This is a genomic window from Pseudomonas sp. efr-133-TYG-103a, assembly GCF_030209235.1.
Classification (GTDB): domain Bacteria; phylum Pseudomonadota; class Gammaproteobacteria; order Pseudomonadales; family Pseudomonadaceae; genus Aquipseudomonas.
In genome coordinates this window covers 16535-38119 of the sequence record NZ_JARVSK010000049.1, presented here as the reverse complement: position 1 = coordinate 38119, position 21585 = coordinate 16535, and the positions used below count along the sequence as shown (strand labels likewise).

At 60.5% G+C, this 21585-nt stretch carries 22 protein-coding genes; 20 read left to right on the top strand and 2 right to left on the bottom strand.

The window, feature by feature from the left end; all coding sequences use genetic code 11:
- Positions 1-113: 113 nt before the first annotated feature.
- Positions 114-3440, bottom strand: coding sequence for a ribonuclease E (rne, locus tag QRN36_RS27355; RefSeq protein ID WP_285426832.1), 3327 nt, complete (start codon positions 3438-3440; stop codon positions 114-116).
- A 715-nt stretch (positions 3441-4155) separates the two neighbouring features.
- Here rne and rluC point away from each other — a divergent pair.
- From rluC to sppA, 3 genes are read left to right on the top strand one after another with little or no spacing between them, the layout of a single operon-like run.
- Complete coding sequence (rluC, locus tag QRN36_RS27350; protein WP_285426831.1) at positions 4156-5112, top strand: 23S rRNA pseudouridine(955/2504/2580) synthase RluC; 957 nt, start codon at positions 4156-4158, stop codon at positions 5110-5112.
- The gene (locus QRN36_RS27345) at positions 5102-5782 is read left to right on the top strand and encodes an HAD-IA family hydrolase (RefSeq protein ID WP_285426830.1); all 681 of its coding nucleotides are present in this window, start codon (positions 5102-5104) and stop codon (positions 5780-5782) included. Before rluC ends, QRN36_RS27345 begins: the two co-directional genes overlap by 11 nt.
- 7 nt (positions 5783-5789) lie before the next feature.
- The gene (sppA, locus tag QRN36_RS27340; RefSeq protein ID WP_285426829.1) at positions 5790-6791 is read left to right on the top strand and encodes a signal peptide peptidase SppA; all 1002 of its coding nucleotides are present in this window, start codon (positions 5790-5792) and stop codon (positions 6789-6791) included.
- A gap of 66 nt (positions 6792-6857) precedes the next feature.
- Here sppA and QRN36_RS27335 read toward each other — a convergent pair whose 3' ends face one another.
- Complete coding sequence (locus QRN36_RS27335) at positions 6858-7436, bottom strand: nucleoside triphosphate pyrophosphatase (RefSeq protein WP_285426828.1); 579 nt, start codon at positions 7434-7436, stop codon at positions 6858-6860.
- 106 nt (positions 7437-7542) lie between these two features.
- Between QRN36_RS27335 and QRN36_RS27330 the strand changes: the two genes are divergently transcribed.
- The 17 genes from QRN36_RS27330 to QRN36_RS27250 all read left to right on the top strand — a co-directional run bounded on the left by QRN36_RS27330 (position 7543) and on the right by QRN36_RS27250 (position 21506).
- Positions 7543-8070: a YceD family protein gene (locus QRN36_RS27330; protein WP_093469643.1), complete on the top strand. Its 528-nt coding sequence runs from the start codon at positions 7543-7545 to the stop codon at positions 8068-8070.
- Between the two features lie 13 nt (positions 8071-8083).
- On the top strand, positions 8084-8266 hold the full coding sequence (rpmF, locus tag QRN36_RS27325; protein WP_003179396.1) for a 50S ribosomal protein L32: 183 nt from the start codon (positions 8084-8086) through the stop codon (positions 8264-8266).
- A 4-nt stretch (positions 8267-8270) separates the two neighbouring features.
- Positions 8271-9278 carry a phosphate acyltransferase PlsX gene (gene plsX, locus QRN36_RS27320; RefSeq protein ID WP_285426827.1) on the top strand — a complete coding sequence of 336 codons (1008 nt, stop codon included), beginning with the start codon at positions 8271-8273 and terminating at the stop codon, positions 9276-9278.
- Positions 9279-9418: 140 nt separating this feature from the next.
- On the top strand, positions 9419-10357 hold the full coding sequence (fabD, locus tag QRN36_RS27315) for an ACP S-malonyltransferase (protein WP_285426826.1): 939 nt from the start codon (positions 9419-9421) through the stop codon (positions 10355-10357).
- A 13-nt stretch (positions 10358-10370) separates the two neighbouring features.
- Positions 10371-11108: a 3-oxoacyl-ACP reductase FabG gene (gene fabG, locus QRN36_RS27310; protein ID WP_285426825.1), complete on the top strand. Its 738-nt coding sequence runs from the start codon at positions 10371-10373 to the stop codon at positions 11106-11108.
- A gap of 186 nt (positions 11109-11294) precedes the next feature.
- Positions 11295-11531 (top strand): acyl carrier protein, encoded by a 237-nt coding sequence (acpP, locus tag QRN36_RS27305; RefSeq protein ID WP_016973676.1) that lies wholly within the window; start codon positions 11295-11297, stop codon positions 11529-11531.
- Between the two features lie 107 nt (positions 11532-11638).
- Positions 11639-12883, top strand: coding sequence for a beta-ketoacyl-ACP synthase II (gene fabF / locus QRN36_RS27300; protein WP_093469629.1), 1245 nt, complete (start codon positions 11639-11641; stop codon positions 12881-12883).
- A complete protein-coding gene (gene pabC, locus QRN36_RS27295; RefSeq protein WP_285426824.1) occupies positions 12880-13698 on the top strand; it encodes an aminodeoxychorismate lyase in 819 nt (272 codons plus the stop codon). Before fabF ends, pabC begins: the two co-directional genes overlap by 4 nt.
- A gap of 3 nt (positions 13699-13701) precedes the next feature.
- Positions 13702-14979, top strand: a complete 1278-nt coding sequence (mltG, locus tag QRN36_RS27290) for an endolytic transglycosylase MltG (protein WP_285426823.1) — start codon at positions 13702-13704, stop codon at positions 14977-14979.
- Positions 14980-14998: 19 nt separating this feature from the next.
- The gene (gene tmk, locus QRN36_RS27285; RefSeq protein WP_285426822.1) at positions 14999-15643 is read left to right on the top strand and encodes a dTMP kinase; all 645 of its coding nucleotides are present in this window, start codon (positions 14999-15001) and stop codon (positions 15641-15643) included.
- Positions 15636-16622 carry a DNA polymerase III subunit delta' gene (locus QRN36_RS27280; protein ID WP_285426821.1) on the top strand — a complete coding sequence of 329 codons (987 nt, stop codon included), beginning with the start codon at positions 15636-15638 and terminating at the stop codon, positions 16620-16622. The genes tmk and QRN36_RS27280 overlap by 8 nt, the downstream gene beginning before the upstream one ends.
- 41 nt (positions 16623-16663) lie before the next feature.
- Positions 16664-17020 (top strand): PilZ domain-containing protein, encoded by a 357-nt coding sequence (locus QRN36_RS27275; RefSeq protein WP_037011754.1) that lies wholly within the window; start codon positions 16664-16666, stop codon positions 17018-17020.
- 15 nt (positions 17021-17035) lie between these two features.
- A complete protein-coding gene (locus QRN36_RS27270; protein WP_285426820.1) occupies positions 17036-17827 on the top strand; it encodes a TatD family hydrolase in 792 nt (263 codons plus the stop codon).
- Positions 17828-18362: 535 nt separating this feature from the next.
- On the top strand, positions 18363-19025 hold the full coding sequence (locus QRN36_RS27265) for a TetR/AcrR family transcriptional regulator (protein WP_285426819.1): 663 nt from the start codon (positions 18363-18365) through the stop codon (positions 19023-19025).
- 191 nt (positions 19026-19216) lie between these two features.
- Positions 19217-19822, top strand: a complete 606-nt coding sequence (locus QRN36_RS27260) for a DUF4823 domain-containing protein (RefSeq protein ID WP_093469367.1) — start codon at positions 19217-19219, stop codon at positions 19820-19822.
- A gap of 10 nt (positions 19823-19832) precedes the next feature.
- Positions 19833-20396 (top strand): DUF1285 domain-containing protein, encoded by a 564-nt coding sequence (locus tag QRN36_RS27255; RefSeq protein WP_285426818.1) that lies wholly within the window; start codon positions 19833-19835, stop codon positions 20394-20396.
- A gap of 99 nt (positions 20397-20495) precedes the next feature.
- Positions 20496-21506: an aspartate-semialdehyde dehydrogenase gene (locus QRN36_RS27250; RefSeq protein ID WP_285426817.1), complete on the top strand. Its 1011-nt coding sequence runs from the start codon at positions 20496-20498 to the stop codon at positions 21504-21506.
- The last annotated feature ends 79 nt before the right edge of the window (positions 21507-21585 follow it).

Below are 21585 nucleotides of genomic sequence, written 5' to 3'. Positions count from 1 at the left end.
ATTGGTTCCTCCTGAGGAAAGGTCAGAAGGTGTAAACCTTATTCAGGACGGGACACTGCCATAAAAAAAGCCCCACCTGCTCACACAGGTGGGGCTTTTTGTTGACTGAAGGATTACGCGAGCGGTTTAGGCTCTTTGTTCTCTTCCAGTTCTTCACCGTTTTCAGTCACGACAGCCTTGGCCGGCTCGACGTTTTCGCTGACAGCCGGGGCTGGAGCGGAGACGGCTTCGACGGCAGGAGCAGGGCTGGCAGCTTCTGCCTGAGCGACAGGTGCAGCGCTCGCGGCAGCTTCGGCTTCCTTCTGCAGACGCTCGGCTTCCAGGCGGCGACGGCGAACTTCACGAGGATCGTTCGGCGCGCGACCGGTGCTGGCCATTGGCAGTGCCGGTTTCTCGGCGGCAGGCGCCGGAGCAGCTGCAGCTTCGACGGCAACTGGTGCGGCGACGATTTCCGGCGCTGCCGTCTGGTCAGCCGATTCAACCACGGGAGCGTCGGCCACTGGGGTTTCGGCTACAGCGGCTTCGGCTACAGGCGCCTCGGATACAGGTGCGACAGCAGCTGGCTTCTCGATCACTGGCTCGGCGGCTTTCGGCGCTTCGACAGGAGCAGCGGCCGGGGCCTCTACCACAGGAGCCGGTGCTTCAACGGCGACTGGCGCTTGTTCCGCAGCGGGGGCATCGACCTGCTCAGCCTGAGCAGCGGCTTTGACCTGACGCTCGAACGGGCTCAGCGACGCATCGAATTGAGCCACTTCAACTTCCGGCATGACCGAACGTTTGACCGGTGCATCCTGACTTTCGATGGCAGGTGCTTCGGCGACAGGCGCCTGCACAACAGGCTCAGGCGCTTTCTCGGCCGGTTCAACTGCCGAGGCTTCGGCTGTCGAGTTGGCGCGCTCTGCCTGACGGTGGGCATCAGCCTCGGCCGGGGCGCTGATCACGCTTTCAGCGACGGCTGCGGTGACCGCCAGACCTGCGGCGATTTCAGTGCTATTGCCCGAGTCACGGACTTCAGCGGCCTGTTCCTGGCCGCCTTCGCTGCCTTCAGAGCCTTCGATCACATCACCGTTGGCATCGCGCTGACGCTCACGACGGTTGCTGCGACGACGCTGACCACGGGAACGACGACGAGGGCGATCGCCTTCGGCGTGTTCCTGGTTATCGTCCTGCTGCTCTTCGTTGCTCAGCAATGTTTCGTCTTCGGCAGCCGCTGCAGCCTGCTCGGCGCGCGGTTGACGCTCTTCACGCGGCGGACGCGGCTGACGCTCTTCACGCGGGGCGCGTTCAGGACGTTCTTCGCGCGGCACATTGACTGCCGGAGCGGCATCCAGTGGTTCGCGCAGTTCACGCACGCGCTCTTCGCGCGGCTTGCGGTCTTCGCGCGGTGCACGTGGCTGACGCTCTTCACGCGGCGCACGAGGTTGACGTTCTTCCCGTGGTGCGGCGGTTTCGTCACGGGCTTCACGCGGCTCGCGCGGGGCACGTTCTTCGCGGGGAGCGCGCTCTTCACGAAGGGCGCGTTCTTCACGAGGTGCACGCTCTTCGCGCGGTGCGCGTTCTTCACGCTCGGCACGCGGCGCACGCTCTTCGCGAGGCTTGCGCTCTTCATCGCGGCGGCCGTTACGGCTGCGGCTCTGCTGGCGACCGTTGCGACGCTCTTCGTTGCGGGCAGGCCGCTCGGTGGCCGGTTTCTCGACGACGGCGGCCGGGGCAGCAGGCTCTTCCTTGGTCGCGAACAGGCTGACCAGGGATTTCACCAGGCCTTTGAACAGGCTTGGCTCATGGGCGACAGGCGCGGGAGCGACCGGTGCAGCGGTTTCGGTTGGCACTGGCGCGTTGGCGCGGGCCGGCGCGGTCTTGACCGCTGCTTCCTGGCGAACCAGCGTGCGAGTGGCGGCTGTCGGCTGGACTTCTTCCACTTCGGCGGCAGCCGCGGCAATCTCGTAGCTCGACTGCAGGCTGTGCGCTTCAGGGCTGTCGTCACGCAGACGCTGCACTTCGAAGTGAGGCGTTTCGAGGTGATCGTTCGGCAGGATGACGATGCGTGCACGAGTGCGCAGCTCGATCTTGGTGATCGAATTGCGTTTTTCGTTGAGCAGGAACGCAGCCACCGGGATCGGCACTTGAGCGCGGACTTCGGCGGTACGGTCTTTCAGGGCTTCTTCTTCGATCAGGCGCAGGATCGCCAGCGACAGCGATTCGACGTCGCGAATGATGCCGGTGCCGCTGCAGCGCGGGCACACGATGCCGCTGCTCTCGCCCAGAGACGGACGCAGGCGCTGACGGGACATTTCCAGCAGGCCGAAACGCGAAATGCGACCGACCTGAACTCGGGCACGGTCGGCTTCCAGGCTTTCGCGGACCTTTTCTTCCACGGCGCGCTGGTTCTTGGCAGGCGTCATGTCGATGAAGTCGATGACGATCAGGCCGCCGATGTCGCGCAGGCGCAGTTGACGGGCGATTTCTTCGGCCGCTTCAAGGTTGGTCTGCAGGGCGGTTTCTTCGATGTCGCTGCCTTTGGTGGCGCGCGCCGAGTTGATGTCGATGGACACCAGCGCTTCGGTAGGATCGATGACGATGGAGCCGCCGGAAGGCAGTTCGACGACGCGCTGGAAAGCGGTCTCGATCTGGCTTTCGATCTGGAAGCGATTGAAAAGGGGAACGCTGTCTTCGTACAGCTTGATCTTGCTGGCGTACTGCGGCATCACCTGACGGATGAAGGTCAGTGCTTCTTCCTGAGCTTCGACGCTGTCGATCAGCACTTCGCCGATGTCCTGGCGCAGGTAGTCACGGATGGCGCGGATGATGACATTGCTTTCCTGGTAGATCAGGAAAGGCGCGGCGCGGTCCTGGGAGGCCTCTTTGATGGCGGTCCACAGTTGCAGCAGGTAGTCGAGGTCCCACTGCATTTCTTCGCTGCTGCGGCCAAGACCGGCGGTGCGAACGATCAGGCCCATGTCGGCAGGGGCGATCAGGCCGTTGAGCGCTTCACGCAGCTCGTTGCGCTCTTCGCCTTCGATGCGACGCGAGATGCCGCCGGCGCGCGGATTGTTCGGCATCAGCACCAGATAACGACCGGCCAGGCTGATGAAGGTGGTCAGGGCTGCGCCCTTGTTGCCACGCTCTTCTTTTTCGACCTGAACGATGACTTCCTGGCCTTCGCTCAGGACGTCCTTGATGTTGACGCGGCCTTCAGGGGACTTCTTGAAGTATTCGCGGGAGATTTCTTTCAGCGGCAGGAAGCCGTGACGCTCGGAGCCGAAGTCGACAAACGCCGCTTCAAGGCTGGGTTCGATGCGCGTGATCCGGCCTTTATAGATGTTGGCCTTCTTCTGTTCGCGGGCCCCGGATTCGATGTCCAGGTCGTATAGGCGCTGGCCGTCTACCAGCGCAACACGCAACTCTTCGGGTTGAGTCGCGTTAATCAGCATTCTTTTCATGTAGTACCGTCGGTTTCCGGGCTGCCGGAAACGGCGTTCGGCACACACGACTTCTCACGGTCGGTGTCAGGGCGCGTCAGGAGTGTTTTAACACTCCAGTGTCTAGCGATATTCGGCCAGCGGGGCCGTAGTCGCGACGACGTTTCCTGCTTGCTGTGGTGACAAATGACACCCTGTCAGCAAAAGCTTTGTCAGGAGGAGGAATCAACCATCGGTAGCGGACGATATGAAGCGTCTTGAATAAAGCCTTTTGCTACACAGTCCGACGGTTGTGCGTCTCCACCCCACACGTATCCCTGATAATTCGGGTGCTGCCGCGCGCTGAATCCGCAACGGGTTGCATTTACCGCGATCTTCGATGGGAAGTTCGCGCGTCATGGCTCAAATAAGGCATGGTTTCCGAAGCATTCGCCCGGAGAGATTGCCTGCGACTGCACCTTGTGAACTGGCCTTGAACGTGGGCCTCGATGGCGAGTGACTCACTCCGCGATCGGGCTTGTTTCAGGCCTCATGTCACCTGCGCTCGTAACGCCTGCTGATCTTCCGTTGTCACCGAAAGCCCCGTAGGGCGGCCTCGCGCCCTCGTGAATTGCGTTGGTCAGGGCCGGTTGTCATACCGTTTGTCCGCTGTCCAGGCCGCTTTTGGCGGCGTTCGCGACTATAGCAGCAATCATTAAGTGCTTCAAATCCATAAAAAATTGTTATGATTTGCGCCATGACGAATATCACCCCCCCAACCCCTGGCGTCCAGCTGGTAGAGGTTGCGCCGGAACTTGCCGGTCAACGCATCGATAATTTTCTGATCACGTACCTCAAGGGCGTTCCCAAGACCTTGATTTACCGCATATTGCGCAAGGGCGAAGTGCGAGTGAACAAGGGGCGGATCAAGCCCGAGTACAAGCTTCAGGCCGGCGACATTGTGCGCGTCCCGCCAGTGCGCGTGCCTGAGCGCGACGAGCCGGTGCCGGTCGCTCAAGGCCTGCTGCAGCGGCTCGAAGCCGCCATCGTCCATGAGGACAAAGGCCTGATCGTCCTCAACAAGCCCGCTGGCATCGCGGTTCACGGCGGCAGCGGGCTGAGCTTCGGCGTCATCGAAGCCTTTCGTCAGTTGCGTCCCGATGCCAAGGAGCTCGAGCTGGTGCATCGCCTGGATCGGGACACCTCGGGTCTGCTGATGATTGCCAAGAAGCGCAGCATGTTGCGCCATCTGCATGAGCAATTGCGCGGCGACGGCGTCGACAAGCGCTACATGGCGCTGGTCCGCGGGCACTGGGCGACATCGCAGAAACAGGTCCGTGCGCCGTTGCTCAAGAGCAACCTGCGTTCCGGCGAGCGTATGGTCGAAGTGAACGATGAGGGCAAAGAGGCGCTGACGCTTTTCAAGGTGCTGCGCCGCTTCGGTGACTTTGCCACCATGGTCGAGGCGCGTCCGATAACCGGTCGTACCCACCAGATTCGCGTGCATGCGCTGCACGCCGGTCACTGCATTGCTGGCGACAGCAAATACGGTGATGAAGATTTCACCCGGGAAATCCGCGATCTGGGCGGCAAGCGCCTGTTCCTGCATGCTTATGCCTTGACCGTGCCGCTGCCCGATGGCGGCGAGCTGAAACTCGAAGCGCCCGTGGACGAGATGTGGGCCAAGACTGTGGAGCGATTGAGTGCGCCCTGATTATGAGCTGCTGATTTTCGACTGGGACGGCACGCTGTCCGATTCCGTAGGCCGCATCGTCGATGCCATGCAAGCCGCCGCAAATCTCTCTGCAAGGCCTGTGCGTGACGAGGCGGCAATCAAGGGGATCATCGGCTTGGGTTTGCCGGAGGCGATTCGTACGCTCTATCCGGAAATCACTGCCAATGACCTGATCGATTTTCGCCAACACTACGCCGACAGCTACATGGCAATGGACGTTGAGCCTTCGAAGCTGTTCGAGGGTGTGCACGAGTCGCTGGAGGCGTTCCGCGCCGAAGGCTATCGGCTCGCGGTTGCGACCGGTAAGGCCCGTCGGGGGCTGGATCGCGTGCTCAAGGCGCACGGCTGGCAGGATTACTTCGACGCTACCCGGGCGGCGGATGAAACCGCCAGCAAGCCTGATCCGCTGATGCTCAACGAGATTCTTCAGCAGTGCGGTGTGCGGCCTGAAAAGGCGCTGATGGTCGGCGACGCTTCATTTGATTTGTTGATGGCCCGTAATGCTGGCATGGATTCAGTGGCGGTGGGGTACGGAGCGCAGGCTCTGGACTCGTTGCGCCAGTACGAACCGCGCCTGGCGATCGGGCATTTTTCCGAGCTGCGCACCTGGTTGGGTGTGCGGGCCGCCGAATCTTCGTTGTTGGGGTAATTAATCTATGTCGGACGAATGGAAGTCACCGTCTTCGCAGGATAAAGACGAGGGTGACAGCAAGCTTGATGCAAAAAGCTGGAAACTCCTGGAAAAGACGCTGTTGGCCAACGTGCAGGAGCATCGTCGCACCCGTCGCTGGGGAATCTTCTTCAAATCCCTGACTTTCATTTACCTGTTCGGCGCGCTGGCGTTGTTTTCGCCGCTGATGGATTTTGAAAAGGGCGCGTCGCGCAAGAGCAGCCACACCGCGCTGATCGAAGTCAAAGGCATGATCGCCGACACCGAAGCGGCCAGCGCTGACAATATCGTCGGCAGCTTGCGTGCGGCCTTCGAGGACGAAAAGACCAAGGGTGTGATTCTGCGGATCAACAGCCCAGGGGGCAGTCCCGTGCAGTCCGGTTATATATATGACGAAATTCGTCGTCTGCGCGCCAAGAAGCCAGAGATCAAGGTATATGCCGTCATCACCGATCTGGGTGCCTCTGGCGCGTACTACATTGCCAGCGCGGCCGACCAGATCTACGCCGATAAAGCGAGTCTGGTGGGTTCCATTGGCGTGACGGCGGCCGGGTTCGGGTTTGTCGGCACCATGGAGAAACTTGGCGTCGATCGTCGTACTTATACGTCCGGCGAGCACAAGGCGTTCCTGGACCCGTTCCAGCCGCCCAAAGCTGATGAGACCGCCTTCTGGCAGAGCGTGCTGGACACCACGCATCAGCAGTTCATTGCCAGCGTGAAAGCAGGCCGCGGCGAACGCCTTAAGGACAAAGAACATCCCGAGTTGTTTTCCGGTCTTGTCTGGACGGGCGAGCAGGCGGTGGGGCTGGGTCTGGTCGACGGCCTGGGCAGTGCGAGCTATGTGGCGCGCGAGATCATCGGCGAGAAGGAGATGGTCGACTACACCGTCGAGGAGTCGCCATTCGATCGCTTCTCCAAGAAGCTTGGCTCCAGTGTGGCGGAACAGATTGCCATGTGGGCCGGTTTCAAGGGCCCAACGCTGCGCTGATCGGTCTGCACCAATGAAAAACCCGGCCATTGGTCGGGTTTTTTTGTGGCTTGCGTTGGCGATCGGTCAGGGCAGCTGCACGCCCTCGGCCGTCAGCATGTCCACCAGTCTGATCAGGGGAAGGCCTATCAGGCTCGTCGCATCTGGGCCTTCGGTGCTGCGGAACAGGGTGACGCCCAGGCCTTCTGCCTTGAAACTGCCCGCGCAGTCATACGGCTGTTCTGCATGAAGATAGCGGCTGATGCTTGCCTGATCGAGCGCGCGCATGTGCACGGTAAAAGGTATGCAGTCGACCTGACAGTGACCGGTGCTGCTGTTATACAGCGCAAGACCTGTGAGGAAGCTCACGCTTTTGCCGCTGCTGGCAGTGAGCTGTTCCATGGCGCGTTCGAAGCTGTGCGGTTTGCCAAGAACCTGCTCCCCCAGCACGGCCACTTGATCGGATCCGATGATCAGATGCTCGGGATAATCGTGGGCCAGCGCCATGGCTTTCTCCCGCGCCAGGCGCATGACCAGTGTCCGGGCAGGCTCTGCGGGCTGGCGGCTTTCATCGATGTCCGGCGACGCGCAGACGAACGGCAAGCGCAGGCGATCGAGCAATTGACGTCGATAAGGCGAGCTGGAGGCAAGGAGTAAAGGCAGCATGGGGTTCTCCGAAACATGAAAGTCGAGTGTAATCAGAGGGTCAGGTTGCGAACAGCCCTGAATTTCCTTTGACAGTCGCAGGGCTCGTCCCTAGAATGCTGCGCCTATGTTGAATGACCCGATTCCACCTCACGTTGACCCGCGCAAATTAGCTGATCGTGGCACTACTCTTGAAGGAGAGTTGCCGCTGGCTGATTTGGAGAGACTCTGCGACCCGCTTGCTGACAATCTCGGTACAGTGCAGGCGAAATTCGTTTTTGAACGAGACGAGCAACGCGCCGTGGTTATCCACAGCGACATTGACGTCGAAGTCAAAATGGTTTGCCAGCGTTGTCTTGAGCTGGTCACCCTGCCGATCCACAGCGAATGCAGTTACGCGGTGGTGAAGGAGGGTGCAAATACCCAGTCGTTGCCGAAAGGCTATGACGTGCTGGAACTCGGCGAAGATCCATTGGATCTGCTGGCATTGATCGAGGATGAGCTTCTGCTCGCCTTGCCCATTGTGCCAACTCATGATCCGAAAGAATGCCAGCAGCCGGCGGGCCTCGATGAGCCCGAGCCGAGCGTGGACGAGGTAACGCGGTCCAACCCGTTCAGTGTATTGGCGCAGTTAAAGCGTGACCCAAACGTTTAGGAGTTAATCAATTATGGCTGTTCAGCAGAACAAAAAATCCCGCTCTGCCCGCGACATGCGCCGTTCGCACGACGCTCTCGAGGCTAGCACTCTGTCTGTAGAAAAAACCACCGGTGAAGTTCACCTGCGTCACCACGTATCGCCAGAAGGCGTATACCGTGGCCGTAAAGTGATCGACAAGGGCGCTGACGAGTAATTTCTTGTCCGCTCCGGTCATCGCGATCGACGCAATGGGCGGGGACTTCGGTCCCCGCAGCATTGTTCAGGCCAGCATTGCCTGCCTGCTCGCAACACCCTCGCTTCATCTGACCCTCGTCGGTCAAGCTCCCCTACTTGAAGACCTCATCGCACGCCATTCCGGTGTCGATCGATCGCGCCTGCTCGTCGTCAATGCCACGGAAGTGATCACCATGGACGACCGGCCCGCCGTCGCCTTGCGTGGCAAGCCGGACTCCTCGATGCGCGTGGCATTGCGTCTGCTGGCAGACGGGCAGGCTCAGGCGTGTGTCAGTGCGGGCAATACCGGTGCGCTCATGGCGTTGTCGCGGTTTGTGCTCAAGACCCTGCCGGGCATCGATCGGCCGGCCATGGTGGCCGCGATCCCTACTCAGCGTGGTTACTGCCAGTTGCTGGATCTGGGCGCGAACGTGGACTCCAGCGCCGATAACCTCTATCAGTTCGCGGTAATGGGGTCGGTGGCGGCGCAAGCGCTGGGTGTGACGCGGCCCAAGGTGGCCTTGCTCAACGTGGGCACCGAGGACATCAAGGGCAATCAGCAGGTCAAGCTGGCGTCGAGTCTTTTGCAGGCTGCGCCGGGCCTCAATTATGTCGGGTTCATCGAGGGCGATGGCCTGTACCGGGGCGAGGCCGATGTGGTGGTCTGCGATGGTTTCGTGGGCAATATCCTGCTCAAGTCGAGCGAGGGGTTGGCAACGATGATTGGTGACCGGATCGAAACCCTGTTCCGCCAGAACGTGATGTCCAGGGCCGTCGGTGCGCTGGCGTTGCCGCTGCTCAAGCGCCTGAAGGCTGACCTTGCGCCGGCTCGGCACAATGGCGCGAGCTTTCTCGGCTTGCAGGGCATCGTGATCAAAAGCCACGGTTCTGCCGGGGCGCAGGGGTTTCAGAGCGCGATCCAGCGGGCGCTCATCGAAATCCAGGAAAATCTTCCAGAACGGCTGCATGGGCGTCTGGAAGAGCTGCTCTAGAATCTGGGTCTGCGTCTTGCGCTAGAATGTGACCCCTGTGACTGCTTGGTCATCCAACTGACCAGTCGCAACACTTTGAATTATCTTGCGTTCGGCCTCGCCGGGCGTTCTTTTCGACGACAATAATCAGGGGCTTGTCAATGTCTGCTTCCGTCGCATTCGTCTTTCCGGGCCAGGGCTCGCAGTCCCTCGGCATGCTTGCCGAGCTGGGCGCGCAGTACCCGTTGGTGCTGGACACGTTCAAAGAAGCCTCCGATGCGCTGGGCTATGACCTCTGGGCGCTGACTCAGCAGGGCCCGGAAGAAACCCTCAATCAGACCGACAAAACCCAGCCTGCGATTCTGACGGCGTCCATTGCACTCTGGCGTCTCTGGCTGGCAGAAGGCGGCGCGCGTCCTGCCTACGTCGCCGGTCACAGTCTGGGCGAATACAGCGCCCTGGTCGCAGCTGGCAGCCTGTCGCTCGCCGATGCGGTCAGGCTGGTGGAGCGTCGCGGTCAATTGATGCAAGAGGCCGTGCCTGCAGGGCAGGGCGGTATGGCGGCGATTCTCGGCCTTGAAGACGCGGACGTCATCGCGGCCTGTGCCGAAGCGGCGCAGGGCGATGTGGTCAGCGCGGTGAACTTCAACTCGCCCGGTCAGGTGGTCATTGCAGGCGCCAAGGCGGCTGTCGATCGTGCCATCGAGGTCTGCAAGGGCAAGGGCGCCAAACGCGCGCTGCCGCTGCCGGTCAGCGTTCCGTCGCACTGTGAACTGATGCGCCCGGCGGCCGAGCGTTTCGCCGAGTCGATCGCCGCCATCGACTGGCAGGCGCCGCAGATTCCTCTGGTACAGAACGTCAGCGCCAGCGTCGCTGCCGATCTCCAGACGCTGAAAACCGACTTGTTGCAGCAGCTTTACAAGCCGGTCCGCTGGGTCGAATCGGTTCAGGCGCTGGCGGCCAATGGCGCCCTGCAACTGGTCGAATGCGGCCCGGGCAAGGTGCTTGCCGGATTGAACAAGCGTTGCGCCGACGGCGTGGCCACTCACAACCTCAATACCCCAGATGCCTTCGTCGCCACCCGTGCGGCGCTGGCCTGATAAGGAGAACTGCATGAGTCAGGGTAAAGTTGCACTGGTGACCGGCGCCAGCCGCGGAATTGGCCGGGCTATCGCCCTGGAGCTGGGCCGTAATGGCGCGATCGTGGTCGGGACCGCGACCTCGGAGTCCGGCGCTGAAAAAATCACCGCCTACCTCAAGGAAAACGGCATCGAAGGCTTTGGTCTGGCGCTGGATGTTGGCAGCGACGAGTCTGTCTCGGCTGCCTTGGCGCAGATTCAGGAGCGTGTCGGCGCGCCGTTGATCCTGATCAACAACGCAGGCATCACACGTGACAACCTGATGATGCGCATGAAGGATGACGAATGGCATGACGTCATCAATACCAATCTGAACAGCCTGTATCGCCTGTCCAAGGGCGTACTGCGCGGCATGACCAAGGCTCGCTGGGGTCGCATCATCAGCATTGGCTCCGTAGTGGGTGCCATGGGCAACGCAGGTCAAGTAAACTATGCAGCCGCCAAGGCGGGTCTGGAAGGCTTCGGCCGCGCGCTGGCGCGTGAAGTCGGTTCGCGGGCAGTGACGGTGAACTCGGTCACCCCGGGCTTCATCGACACCGATATGACGCGCGAGCTGCCAGAGGCACAACGTGATTCCCTGACGGCTCAGATTCCTCTGGGTCGACTGGGGCAGGCCGAAGAGATTGCGCACGTGGTCGCTTTTCTTGCCTCGGAAGGTGCAGGCTACGTTACCGGGGCTACAATCCCCGTTAACGGCGGCATGTACATGTGACCAGCCGTATCGAAAAAATGTCATACGGGCTGTCTAAAATCCGTTATAAAGCTGAAATCTATTAATGGGTCGAGGGCTGATGGGCGTATCGGGAATTGCGTTTAGCTTGAAATGCGCAAAACCTCTTCTATACACTTACCCATCGGCCAGCTGCCCGAATTTGTCCACTAGGAGTTAAAACACGGTATGAGCACCATCGAAGAGCGCGTCAAGAAAATCGTTGCCGAACAACTTGGCGTCAAGGAAGAGGAAGTGACCAACAGTGCTTCCTTCGTTGAAGACCTGGGTGCCGACTCCCTTGATACCGTTGAGCTGGTAATGGCTCTGGAAGAGGAATTCGAGACCGAAATCCCTGACGAAGAAGCCGAGAAGATCACCACTGTTCAAGCTGCTATCGATTACGTTACCGCCCACCAGGCGTAAGATTTTGTAGTCGTAGTTTGCTGTCCTGGAAAAACCGCACTGCCCTTGGCGTGCGGTTTTTTCTTTAAACAGGGCCGCATTTCGTCAATAGAAAAAAGGAGAGTCCTGTGTCGCGTAGACGCGTCGTGGTCACCGGTATGGGTATGCTTACGCCATTGGGCACGGATGTGCCTAGCACCTGGCAAGGCATTCTGGCTGGCCAGAGTGGCATTGGCCTTATCGAGCACACGGACCTTTCGGCTTACACCACCCGCTTCGGCGGTTCGGTCAAGGGATTCCAGGTCGAAGATTACCTGTCGCCCAAAGAGGCACGCAGGCTCGATCTGTTCATTCAATACGGTCTGGCTGCGAGCTTTCAGGCTGTGCGCAACGCCGGTATCGAGATCACCGACGCCAACCGCGAGCGTGTCGGCGTGGCCATGGGGTCGGGCATCGGTGGGCTGACCAACATCGAAAACACCAGCCGACTGCTGCATGAGCAGGGCCCTGGCAAGATCTCCCCGTTCTTCGTGCCGGGTTCGATCATCAACATGATTTCCGGTTTCCTGTCGATCCATCTGGGCGCGCAGGGACCCAACTACGCAATCGCCACCGCTTGCACGACGAGCACGCACTGCATCGGCATGGCAGCGCGCAACATTGCCTACGACGAGGCGGACGTTATGATCGCCGGCGGCGCGGAAATGGCGGCGTGCGGTCTGGGCATGGGCGGTTTCGGCGCCTCCCGAGCGCTGTCCACCCGCAATGACGAGCCGGCGCGCGCCAGCCGTCCGTGGGACAAGGGCCGTGATGGCTTCGTGCTTTCCAATGGCGCGGGCGCGCTGGTTCTGGAAGAGCTGGAGCACGCCAAGGCGCGTGGCGCGACCATTTACGCCGAGCTGATCGGCTTCGGCATGAGCGGTGATGCTTTCCACATGACTTCGCCGCCGGACGATGGCGCTGGCGCCGCCCGCTGCATCGCCAATGCGCTGCGCGACGCGAAGGTCGCGCCCGAGCAGGTGCAGTACATCAACGCCCACGGCACGTCCACCCCGGCTGGCGACCTGGCTGAAGTCAACGCCATCAAGACGGTATTTGGCGATCATGCCTACAAACTGGCAGTCAGCTCGACCAAGTCCATGACCGGTCATTTGCTGGGTGCGGCAGGGGCGATCGAGGCGATCTTCAGCGTGCTGGCGATCAAGGATCAGGTGGCACCGCCGACCATCAACCTCGATGAGCCGGATGAAGGCTGTGACCTGGACTTCGTCCCGCACGAACCGCGCCGGATGCCGATTGATGTGGTGATCTCCAATTCCTTCGGCTTTGGTGGCACAAACGGTTCGCTGGTTTTCCGCCGGTTTGCCGAATGACATTGTGCTGGGTCGATGGCGTCGCGGCAGATTCGCTGTCCGTGAAGGACCGGGGATTGGCCTACGGCGATGGTTTTTTTGAAACCATTCTGGTCAAGTCCGGGCAGCCATTGCTTTTGCAGCGGCATCTGGAGCGTCTGGCGCTTGGCGGCAAGCGCCTGGGCCTGAGCCTGGATCTGCCGCTGATTGAACGCGAGTGTCGGTCGTTCGCCAGCCAGATGGGCCAGGGCGTGATGAAGCTGATCGTCACCCGCGGCGATGGCTTGCGCGGCTACGCGCCCGGCCATGACGCACAGCCCCGGCGCATTCTTCAGGCCAGCCCGCTGCCGGCCTACCCGCAGGGCAATGCGGAGCAGGGCGTTCGGCTTTATGCCTGTCAGACCCGCCTCGCCGAGCAGCCGTTGCTGGCCGGGCTCAAGCATCTCAATCGTCTGGAGCAAGTCATTGCCCGCGGCGAATGGCAGGATAGCGACCACGCTGAGGGCCTGATGCGCGATACGTGCGGGCGCGTCATCGAAGGTGTCTTCAGCAATCTGTTTCTGATCAAGGGCGGCGTGCTGCTGACCCCGGATCTGCGTCGTTGCGGTGTAGCCGGGGTGATGCGTGCGGAGCTGCTGGCGCTTGCCGAGCAGACGAGCATTCCCGCACGGGAGCTCGATCTGCAGATGTCCGACCTGCAGAAAGCCGATGAAGTCTTCGTCTGCAACAGTGTCTATGGCATCTGGCCTGTACGCGGCGTCGAGCGACTGAACTGGCCCGTCGGGCCGCTCACCCGTAAACTGCAAAGTCTTGTTCGCGGGCTTCTGGATATCTGATTCGTGATCCGAAAATTATTCGTCTTGCTGGAAACGGGAGTAGTTCTGGCGGGGCTCGCGCTGGGTGTGGCCTTCTGGCAACAACATACCGCGCTGCAGCAACCGTTGAACCTGAATCAGGAGCGCCTGCTTGACGTGCCTTCGGGGTCATCACCCACCGGGGTACTGAACCGTCTTCAGGCCGATGGCGTGATCAAGGACGCCTTCTGGTTGCGGCTTTACTGGCGTTTCAACCTTCAGGGGCAGGCGCTGCACAGCGGCGAATACCGCATGGCGCCGGGCATGAGCGCCCAATCACTGCTGGCCCTGTGGCAAAAAGGCGAGGTCGTGCAATACAGCGTCACGCTGGTCGAGGGCTGGACCTTCCGGCAGGTACGTGCCGCGCTGGCGAAACAACCGAAGCTCGAGCAGACGCTGAACAACCTCAGCGACAGTGAACTGATGGCGAAGCTGGGACACCCTGATGTGTTTCCCGAGGGCCGTTTCTTTCCTGACACGTACCGTTATGTGCGCGGGATGACCGACGCCGAGTTGCTCAAACAGGCCTATAACCGACTTGATGAGGTGCTTGCACAAGAGTGGGATCAGCGTGCGGCGGATGTGCCTTACGTCGATCCTTACCAAGCGCTGATCATGGCTTCGCTGGTCGAAAAAGAGACGGGCGTGCCGCAGGAACGCGGACAGATCGCGGGGGTGTTCGTGCGACGCTTGCAACAGGGCATGTTGCTGCAGACCGATCCAACGGTCATCTACGGCCTGGGCGAGCGATACAACGGCAAGATCACCCGCGCGTTCCTCAAAGAGGCCACGCCGTATAACACCTATGTGATTTCCGGACTGCCGCCGACGCCGATTGCGATGGTCGGGCGCGAAGCCATCCATGCGGCCATGAATCCTGCGCCAGGCAACAGCCTCTACTTCGTCGCGCGGGGCGATGGCAGCCATGTCTTTTCAGCCGATCTGGAGGCTCATAACGCAGCGGTGAAGGAGTTTCAGCTCAAGCGGCGCGCCGATTATCGGTCAAGCCCTGCGCCAATTGTTGCGCCGACGCCGGACGTGGACCCTGTCCCGACGGCCGAGAAGCCGGCAATCGAGCCAGCGCCGGCGCCACAGGTGCCGGCACAACAGGCACAGCCTGCCGAGTCAGCGCCTGCCGAGCCATCATCGTCTGAGCACGGCTCCCCAGAAGTCGCTCAGCCTGAGCCCTCTGCCAAAGAGCCGTCGAATCCGCCTGCCGACACCGCTGATAACGCTGCGAAAGGCGAGCAGAGCCCGCAATGAATCTGATTAAGGACTGCCTGTGACTGGTTTGTTTATTACGCTGGAAGGTCCCGAAGGCGCGGGTAAAAGCACCAACCGCGAGTATCTTGCCGAACGCCTGCGCAGCCAGGGCGTTGACGTGGTGCTCACCCGCGAGCCTGGCGGCACGCCGCTGGCCGAACGTATCCGCGAGCTGCTTCTGGCGCCGAGCGATGAAACCATGCACGCCGACACCGAGCTATTGCTGGTGTTCGCTGCCCGTGCCCAGCACCTGGCAGGCGTGATCCGCCCCGCACTGGCGCGCGGCGCGGTGGTGCTGTGTGACCGTTTTACAGATGCTACTTACGCCTATCAGGGGGGGGGTCGCGGACTTTCCGTGCAGCGCATTTCGGCGCTGGAAGATTTCGTGCAGGGTGACCTGCGTCCCGATCTGACCCTGGTGTTCGACCTGCCGGTCGAGATCGGACTTTCGCGAGCGGCTGCCCGTGGTCGGCTGGATCGGTTCGAGCAGGAAGGCCGGGCCTTTTTCGAAGCCGTGCGCAATACCTATCTGAACCGCGCCGCGGCAGCGCCCGAGCGTTATCGTCTGGTGGATGCCGCGCAGCCACTGGCGCAGGTGCAGGTGTCGCTCGACGCGCTGGTGCCGGACCTGCTCGACCTGCTGGCGGTCCGTCGCAATGGCTGAGGCTTATCCTTGGCAACAAAGCCTGTGGCAGCAGTTGGCTGGCCGACCCCGGCATGCTCATGCCTATCTGCTGCATGGCCCGGCGGGCATTGGCAAGCGTGCCCTCGCCGAACGGCTCATGTACCTGCTGCTCTGCCAGCAGCCGCAGGGGCTTGAGGCGTGCGGTCACTGCAAATCCTGCTCACTGCTGGCAGCAGGCAGTCATCCAGATAATTACGTGCTGGAGCCGGAAGAAGCGGACAAGGCGATCAAGGTCGATCAGGTTCGCGATCTGGTCAGCTTCGTCGTGCAGACCTCGCAAATGGGCGGGCGCAAGGTGGTGCTGATCGAGCCTGTCGAATCGATGAACATCAATGCCGCCAACGCCTTGCTGAAGAGTCTGGAAGAGCCCTCGGGCGATACCGTCCTGTTGCTCGTCAGTCATCAGCCGAGCCGATTGCTGCCGACCATCAAAAGCCGTTGTGTGCAGCAGGCGTGCCCACTGCCGGGTGAGGCAATGAGTGTCGCCTGGCTGGCCGAGGCTTTACCGGAGTCTACCGAAGAGGAGCGACGCGAACTGCTCACGCTGGCCGCCGGTTCACCGTTGGCGGCTGTCAGCCTGCAGGCGCAGGGTGTGCGCGAGCAACGTGCGCTGGTGGTCGATGGCGTGAAAAAGCTGCTCAAGGGGCAACAGTCGCCGACGCAGTTGGCCGAGGGCTGGAAGGATGTACCCTTGCTGCTGCTGTTCGACTGGTTTTGCGACTGGTCGAATCTGATTCTGCGCTACCAATTGACGCAGGATGAAGAGGGGCTCGGGCTGCCCGACATGCGTAAAGTGCTGCAGTACCTGGCGCAGAAATCGCCACAGGGCAGCGTGCTGGCGATCCAGGACTGGGTCCTCCTGCAGCGCCAGAAAGTGCTGTCCAAGGCGAACCTGAACCGGGTTTTATTGCTCGAAGCGTTATTGGTGCAGTGGGCAGGTCTCACCGGACAGGGTTAGACTGGCCATCTGCCTGATATCAGTACTACCGAGGAATCGAGATGAGCGTGCCACTGAGTCCAGGTCCACGTAACGGTATTCTGTCCCTGACCATCAAGGACAAGTCTGTCCTGTATGCCGCCTATATGCCGTTCATCAAGAATGGCGGCCTGTTCATCCCCACCAGCAAGAGTTACAAGCTCGGTGACGAGGTGTTCATGCTGCTCAATCTGATGGATGAGCCGGAGAAGATTCCGGTCGCGGGCAAGGTCACCTGGATCACGCCCAAGGGCGCGCAGGGTAACCGGGCTGCCGGCGTTGGCGTGCAGTTCAACGACGGCGACAACACGGCCCGCAACATGATTGAAAACTACCTGGCCGGAGCCCTCAAATCCGACCGTCCGACCCACACGATGTAAGTTGCCCCTGTTGCCATGCTTGTAGATTCCCATTGCCACCTCGATCGACTCGATCTCAGCGCCCACGACGGCTCTCTCGATAACGCCCTCGCGGCTGCGCGGGCGCGGGGCGTAGGTCATTTTCTGTGTATCGGCGTCAGCGCCGACAATGCGGATGCTGTGAAAGCGCTCGCCGATCGCTACGACGATGTCGACTGCTCGGTCGGCATTCACCCGCTGGACCTGAAGCCGGGCGAAGCGCCGGCACTTGAGTGGCTGCTTGGCGAACTCAACCACTCCCGCGTGGTGGCCATTGGCGAAACCGGTCTGGATTACCACTACGAGCCTGAGGCCGCAGAGTTGCAGCAGGCGTCGTTTCGTCTGCATCTGCAGGCAGCGAACGTCACCGGCAAGCCCGTGATCGTTCACACCCGTGGCGCCCGCGCCGATACCCTGGAGCTTCTGCGCGAGGCCGCCCTGCCGCAAGGTGGCGTGCTGCATTGCTTCACCGAAGACTGGGACATGGCCAAGGCGGCTCTGGACCTGGGCTTCTATATTTCGCTCTCGGGTATCGTGACCTTCCGCAATGCCGATGCCTTGCGTGACGTCGCCAGCAAAGTGCCCGCCGACCGGCTGCTGGTGGAGACCGATTCGCCCTATCTGGCGCCCATTCCCTACCGGGGCAAACCCAACCTGCCTGAGTACGTGCGCGAGGTGGCAGAGTTTCTGGCGATGCTGCGAGGCGAGAGTTACGAGCGCTTCGCCGAACAGACCAGTGCCAACTTCAAGCGCCTGTTCCCGCTGGCAAGAGTGAAGGCAGCGGCCTGACGGTAAATCGCAGGCAAAAAAAACCCGGGTTCTGGGGGGTGAATCCGGGTTAAGACCATTAGGAGTAAAACAAAGACACGCTATCCATTGGTGTCTTTACCGATGCTGGCACTTGGGGGAGATGCCGCATCGACGAAGTTAAGTATCGATCAGAATCCGCCATCGTCCAGCGTCCGCTGTACGTTTTTTAAACAGTTTTGGAATACCTGACCTGCTGTTGATAGCTCAAAGCATGGCAGTCGGGATTTATTCCCACCATCTTCTCGTATCCGGCACAATCGTGCGTTGATCTTGCGCGAACGGGAACGGTTCGGCGCAGTTCGCGGGAATTAGTGCCGCACGTTTGATAAAACTTGGCAACCGCCCACGGCAAAAGCGACAAAGCCGGGACTCGATTGATGCAGGGTGTTCGAACGCCCTGATCACGAGGGGCGCCAAGTTGTCAGGAAGCGTCGATATGGTCGGATGATCCGTGCAATTTGCTGCAAGTTAGGCATAATGTGCGGCTTCGATTTTGAACCCGCAGCCTCTTCCTATGCAGAAAGAACCTCGTAAGGTCCGTGAATTTCGGCGCCGTGAGCAGGAAATTCTCGATACCGCATTAAAGCTGTTTCTTGAACAGGGTGAAGACAGCGTCACCGTCGAGATGATTGCGGACGCCGTCGGTATCGGCAAAGGCACTATCTATAAACATTTCAAATCGAAGGCGGAGATTTATCTGCGCCTGATGCTCGACTACGAGCGCGATCTGAACGAGCTGCTGCATTCTGCTGACGTCGATAAGGACAAGGAAGCGCTGTCCCGCGCTTATTTCGAGTTCCGCATGCGAGATCCGCAGCGCTACCGTCTGTTTGACCGTCTGGAAGAGAAGGTGGTCAAGGGCAATCAAGTGCCCGAGATGGTCGAGCAGTTGCACAAGATCCGCGCGTCGAACTTCGAGCACCTGACCTTGCTGATCAAGGGCCGCATCTCTGAAGGCAAACTCGAAGACGTTCCGCCGTATTTCCATTACTGCGCCGCCTGGGCGCTGGTGCATGGCGCTGTTGCGCTGTACCACTCGCCGTTCTGGAGCAATGTTCTGGAGGACCAGGAAGGGTTCTTCCAGTTCCTGATGGACATTGGCGTGCGCATGGGTAACAAGCGCAAGCGCGACGTCGAGCCTGGCCACGACCTCAAGCCGGAAATCTCCAGCAACTGAACGCCAGTGAGTCGCCGCTGAGCATGGGCGGCGAGTCCACGGATTCGACGAAACGCCATCAGGGCTTTGGGCTCGCTGGTGGCGGCTTAACGGTAATCTGCAACCAAGGGCTGCCCATTTCCCGAGCTGGCGCAAAAGCTGCATTACACAGCCATTCGCCGGTTTTCCGTCGCCGGACTTTGGAGGAAATAATGCGTAGCCTGGTTCTTTTGCTGGCGTTTTTGGCGTTGAGTGGCTGCATGCACGTCAGCGATCTGGCACAGGGCGCCCACGATGAGCTCAGTGATGCAGGTCTGCTGGATCACAGCTCGACTCGTCGTCTGAACAACTTCCGTCTGCAACCTGATTCCTACATCTATATCGCGCAAGGCGCTTTCGCACCGCCAGGTGGGGCGTATCCACGTCCCAATGTGGTAGCCGAAGAGGCCTTCAACGGTTTCGTCGAATATTTCCCCATGGTCCGTCGCGCCCGGGCACCGGAAGGGCTTGATGACGCGATGAATGAAGCCAGGGCCGCCGGCGCGCATTATCTGCTCTACACCCGTTTCGCCAAGGCTGACGATCGCATCGGCACCTTTGATGAGTGGTCGGATCAGGAAGTCGTGGACCGTCTGGGCGTTGACAGTGGTGTGATTCAACTGATGCTGATCGAAACCAACACCCGCTATTTGATCGATTCGGCGCGCATTCACAACCGTGGTGGCCTGCTGACCTTGCGTGACACCAAGCCTGAAGATTTGCTAGGACCACCGATGCAGGCTTACGCTCGCAGTCTCTTGGGCGTCGAAGCCCGCTGAGGAGAGACGTATGAGTGGTTCGGGCAAAGCCAACGATCTATTGGCGCAAATCCCCAAGACCGGCAAGGGTCTGCCGCCCGTTCACCTGTGGAATCCTGATTTCTGCGGCGATATCGACATGCGTATCGCCCGTGACGGCACCTGGTTCTATCTGGGAACGCCGATCGGTCGAAAGCCGATGGTGCGTCTGTTCTCGACCATCATCCGTCGCGACGGTGATGACTACTTCCTGATCACGCCGGTCGAAAAGGTGGGCATCACCGTCGACGACGCGCCGTTCGTGGCGGTCTTGCTGGACGTGCAGGGCGAAGGTGAGTCTCAGGTCCTGACCTTCACCACCCATGTCGAGGACGTCATCGAGCTCGGTCCTGAACATCCGATGCGCGTCAGCGTAGATCCCGACACGCAAGAGCCTGCCCCTTATGTGCATGTGCGCGCCAACCTTGAGGCGTTGATTCATCGCAACGTCTTTTATCAATTGGTCGATCTGGCCGTCGTGCGCCAGATCGATGGGCAGCGTTGGCTGGGTGTCTGGAGTGCTGGCGAGTTCTTTCGCATCGGTCTTGAACCCTGAACCGCGCGCTGCCGCGATGCCGATCCGTTTCATGGCTCAATTGCCTGGCGTGCGCCACGCGGTTAAAGTGCCGCCCCCCGATTTTTCTGAGGTTTTTCCATGAGCCAGTCCTTTGATATCGCCGTGATCGGCGCAACCGGTACTGTCGGCGAAACCATCGTCCAGATCCTCGAAGAACGCGACTTTCCGATTGGCGAATTGTATCTGCTGGCCAGTGCAGAGTCGGCTGGTAGCTCGGTGCCGTATCGCGGCAAGAATGTTCGCGTGCGCGAGGTCGACGCGTTTGAGTTCGGTAAAGTCAACATCGCATTCTTTGCTGCAGGCCCGGCAGTCACGCGCAGCTATGCCTCGCGCGCTGTCGCCGCCGGTTGCGCGGTCATCGACCTGTCGGGCGGCTTGCCCATGGATCAGGCGCCCAATGTGGTGCCTGAGGTCAACGGCGCCTTGCTCGCCACCTTGGCAAGACCCCTTCAGGTTGCCTGCCCCAGCCCGAGCGCCGCGGCGTTGGCATTGGTGCTTTCACCGCTGCGCGACCTGCTGAAGATCGAGCGCGTCAGCGTCACCGCTTGCCTGGCAGTGTCCAGTCAGGGGCGCGAAGGGGTGACTGAGCTGGCGCGGCAGACTGCCGAACTGCTGAACGTGCGGCCCCTCGAACCGCGGATCTTCGACCGGCAAATGGCGTTTAACCTGCTCGCCCAGGTGGGCGTGCCGGATGCTGACGGCCACGTGCCGCTGGAAAAACGTTTGGTCAGCGAGTTGCGCGAGCTGCTCTCGCTGCCTTTAATCAAGGTCGGCGTGAGCTGCATCCAGGTTCCGGTCTTTTTTGGCGACAGCCTGAGCGTTTCGGTGCAGACCGATGAGGCGCTCGATCTGGCAGCAGTGAATGCGGCGCTGGAATCCGCTGACGGCATCGAGCTGGTAGAAGCGGGCGATTACCCGACGCCGGTTGGCGATGCTGTAGGACAGGACGCGGTCTATGTAGGACGTTTGCGTCAAGGCATCGACGACGTCTGTGAACTTAATTTCTGGGTGACGTCAGATAATGTTCGCAAAGGCGCTGCTCTGAACGCTGTGCAGGTCGCTGAATTGTTGATAAAAGATGTTGCGTAAAAGATACTTGCCAACAATTCAAAGAATCATTCTAGCTGCGGCGTGTTGACACGCTCGATGCCCTAGCAGGCTTTATCTT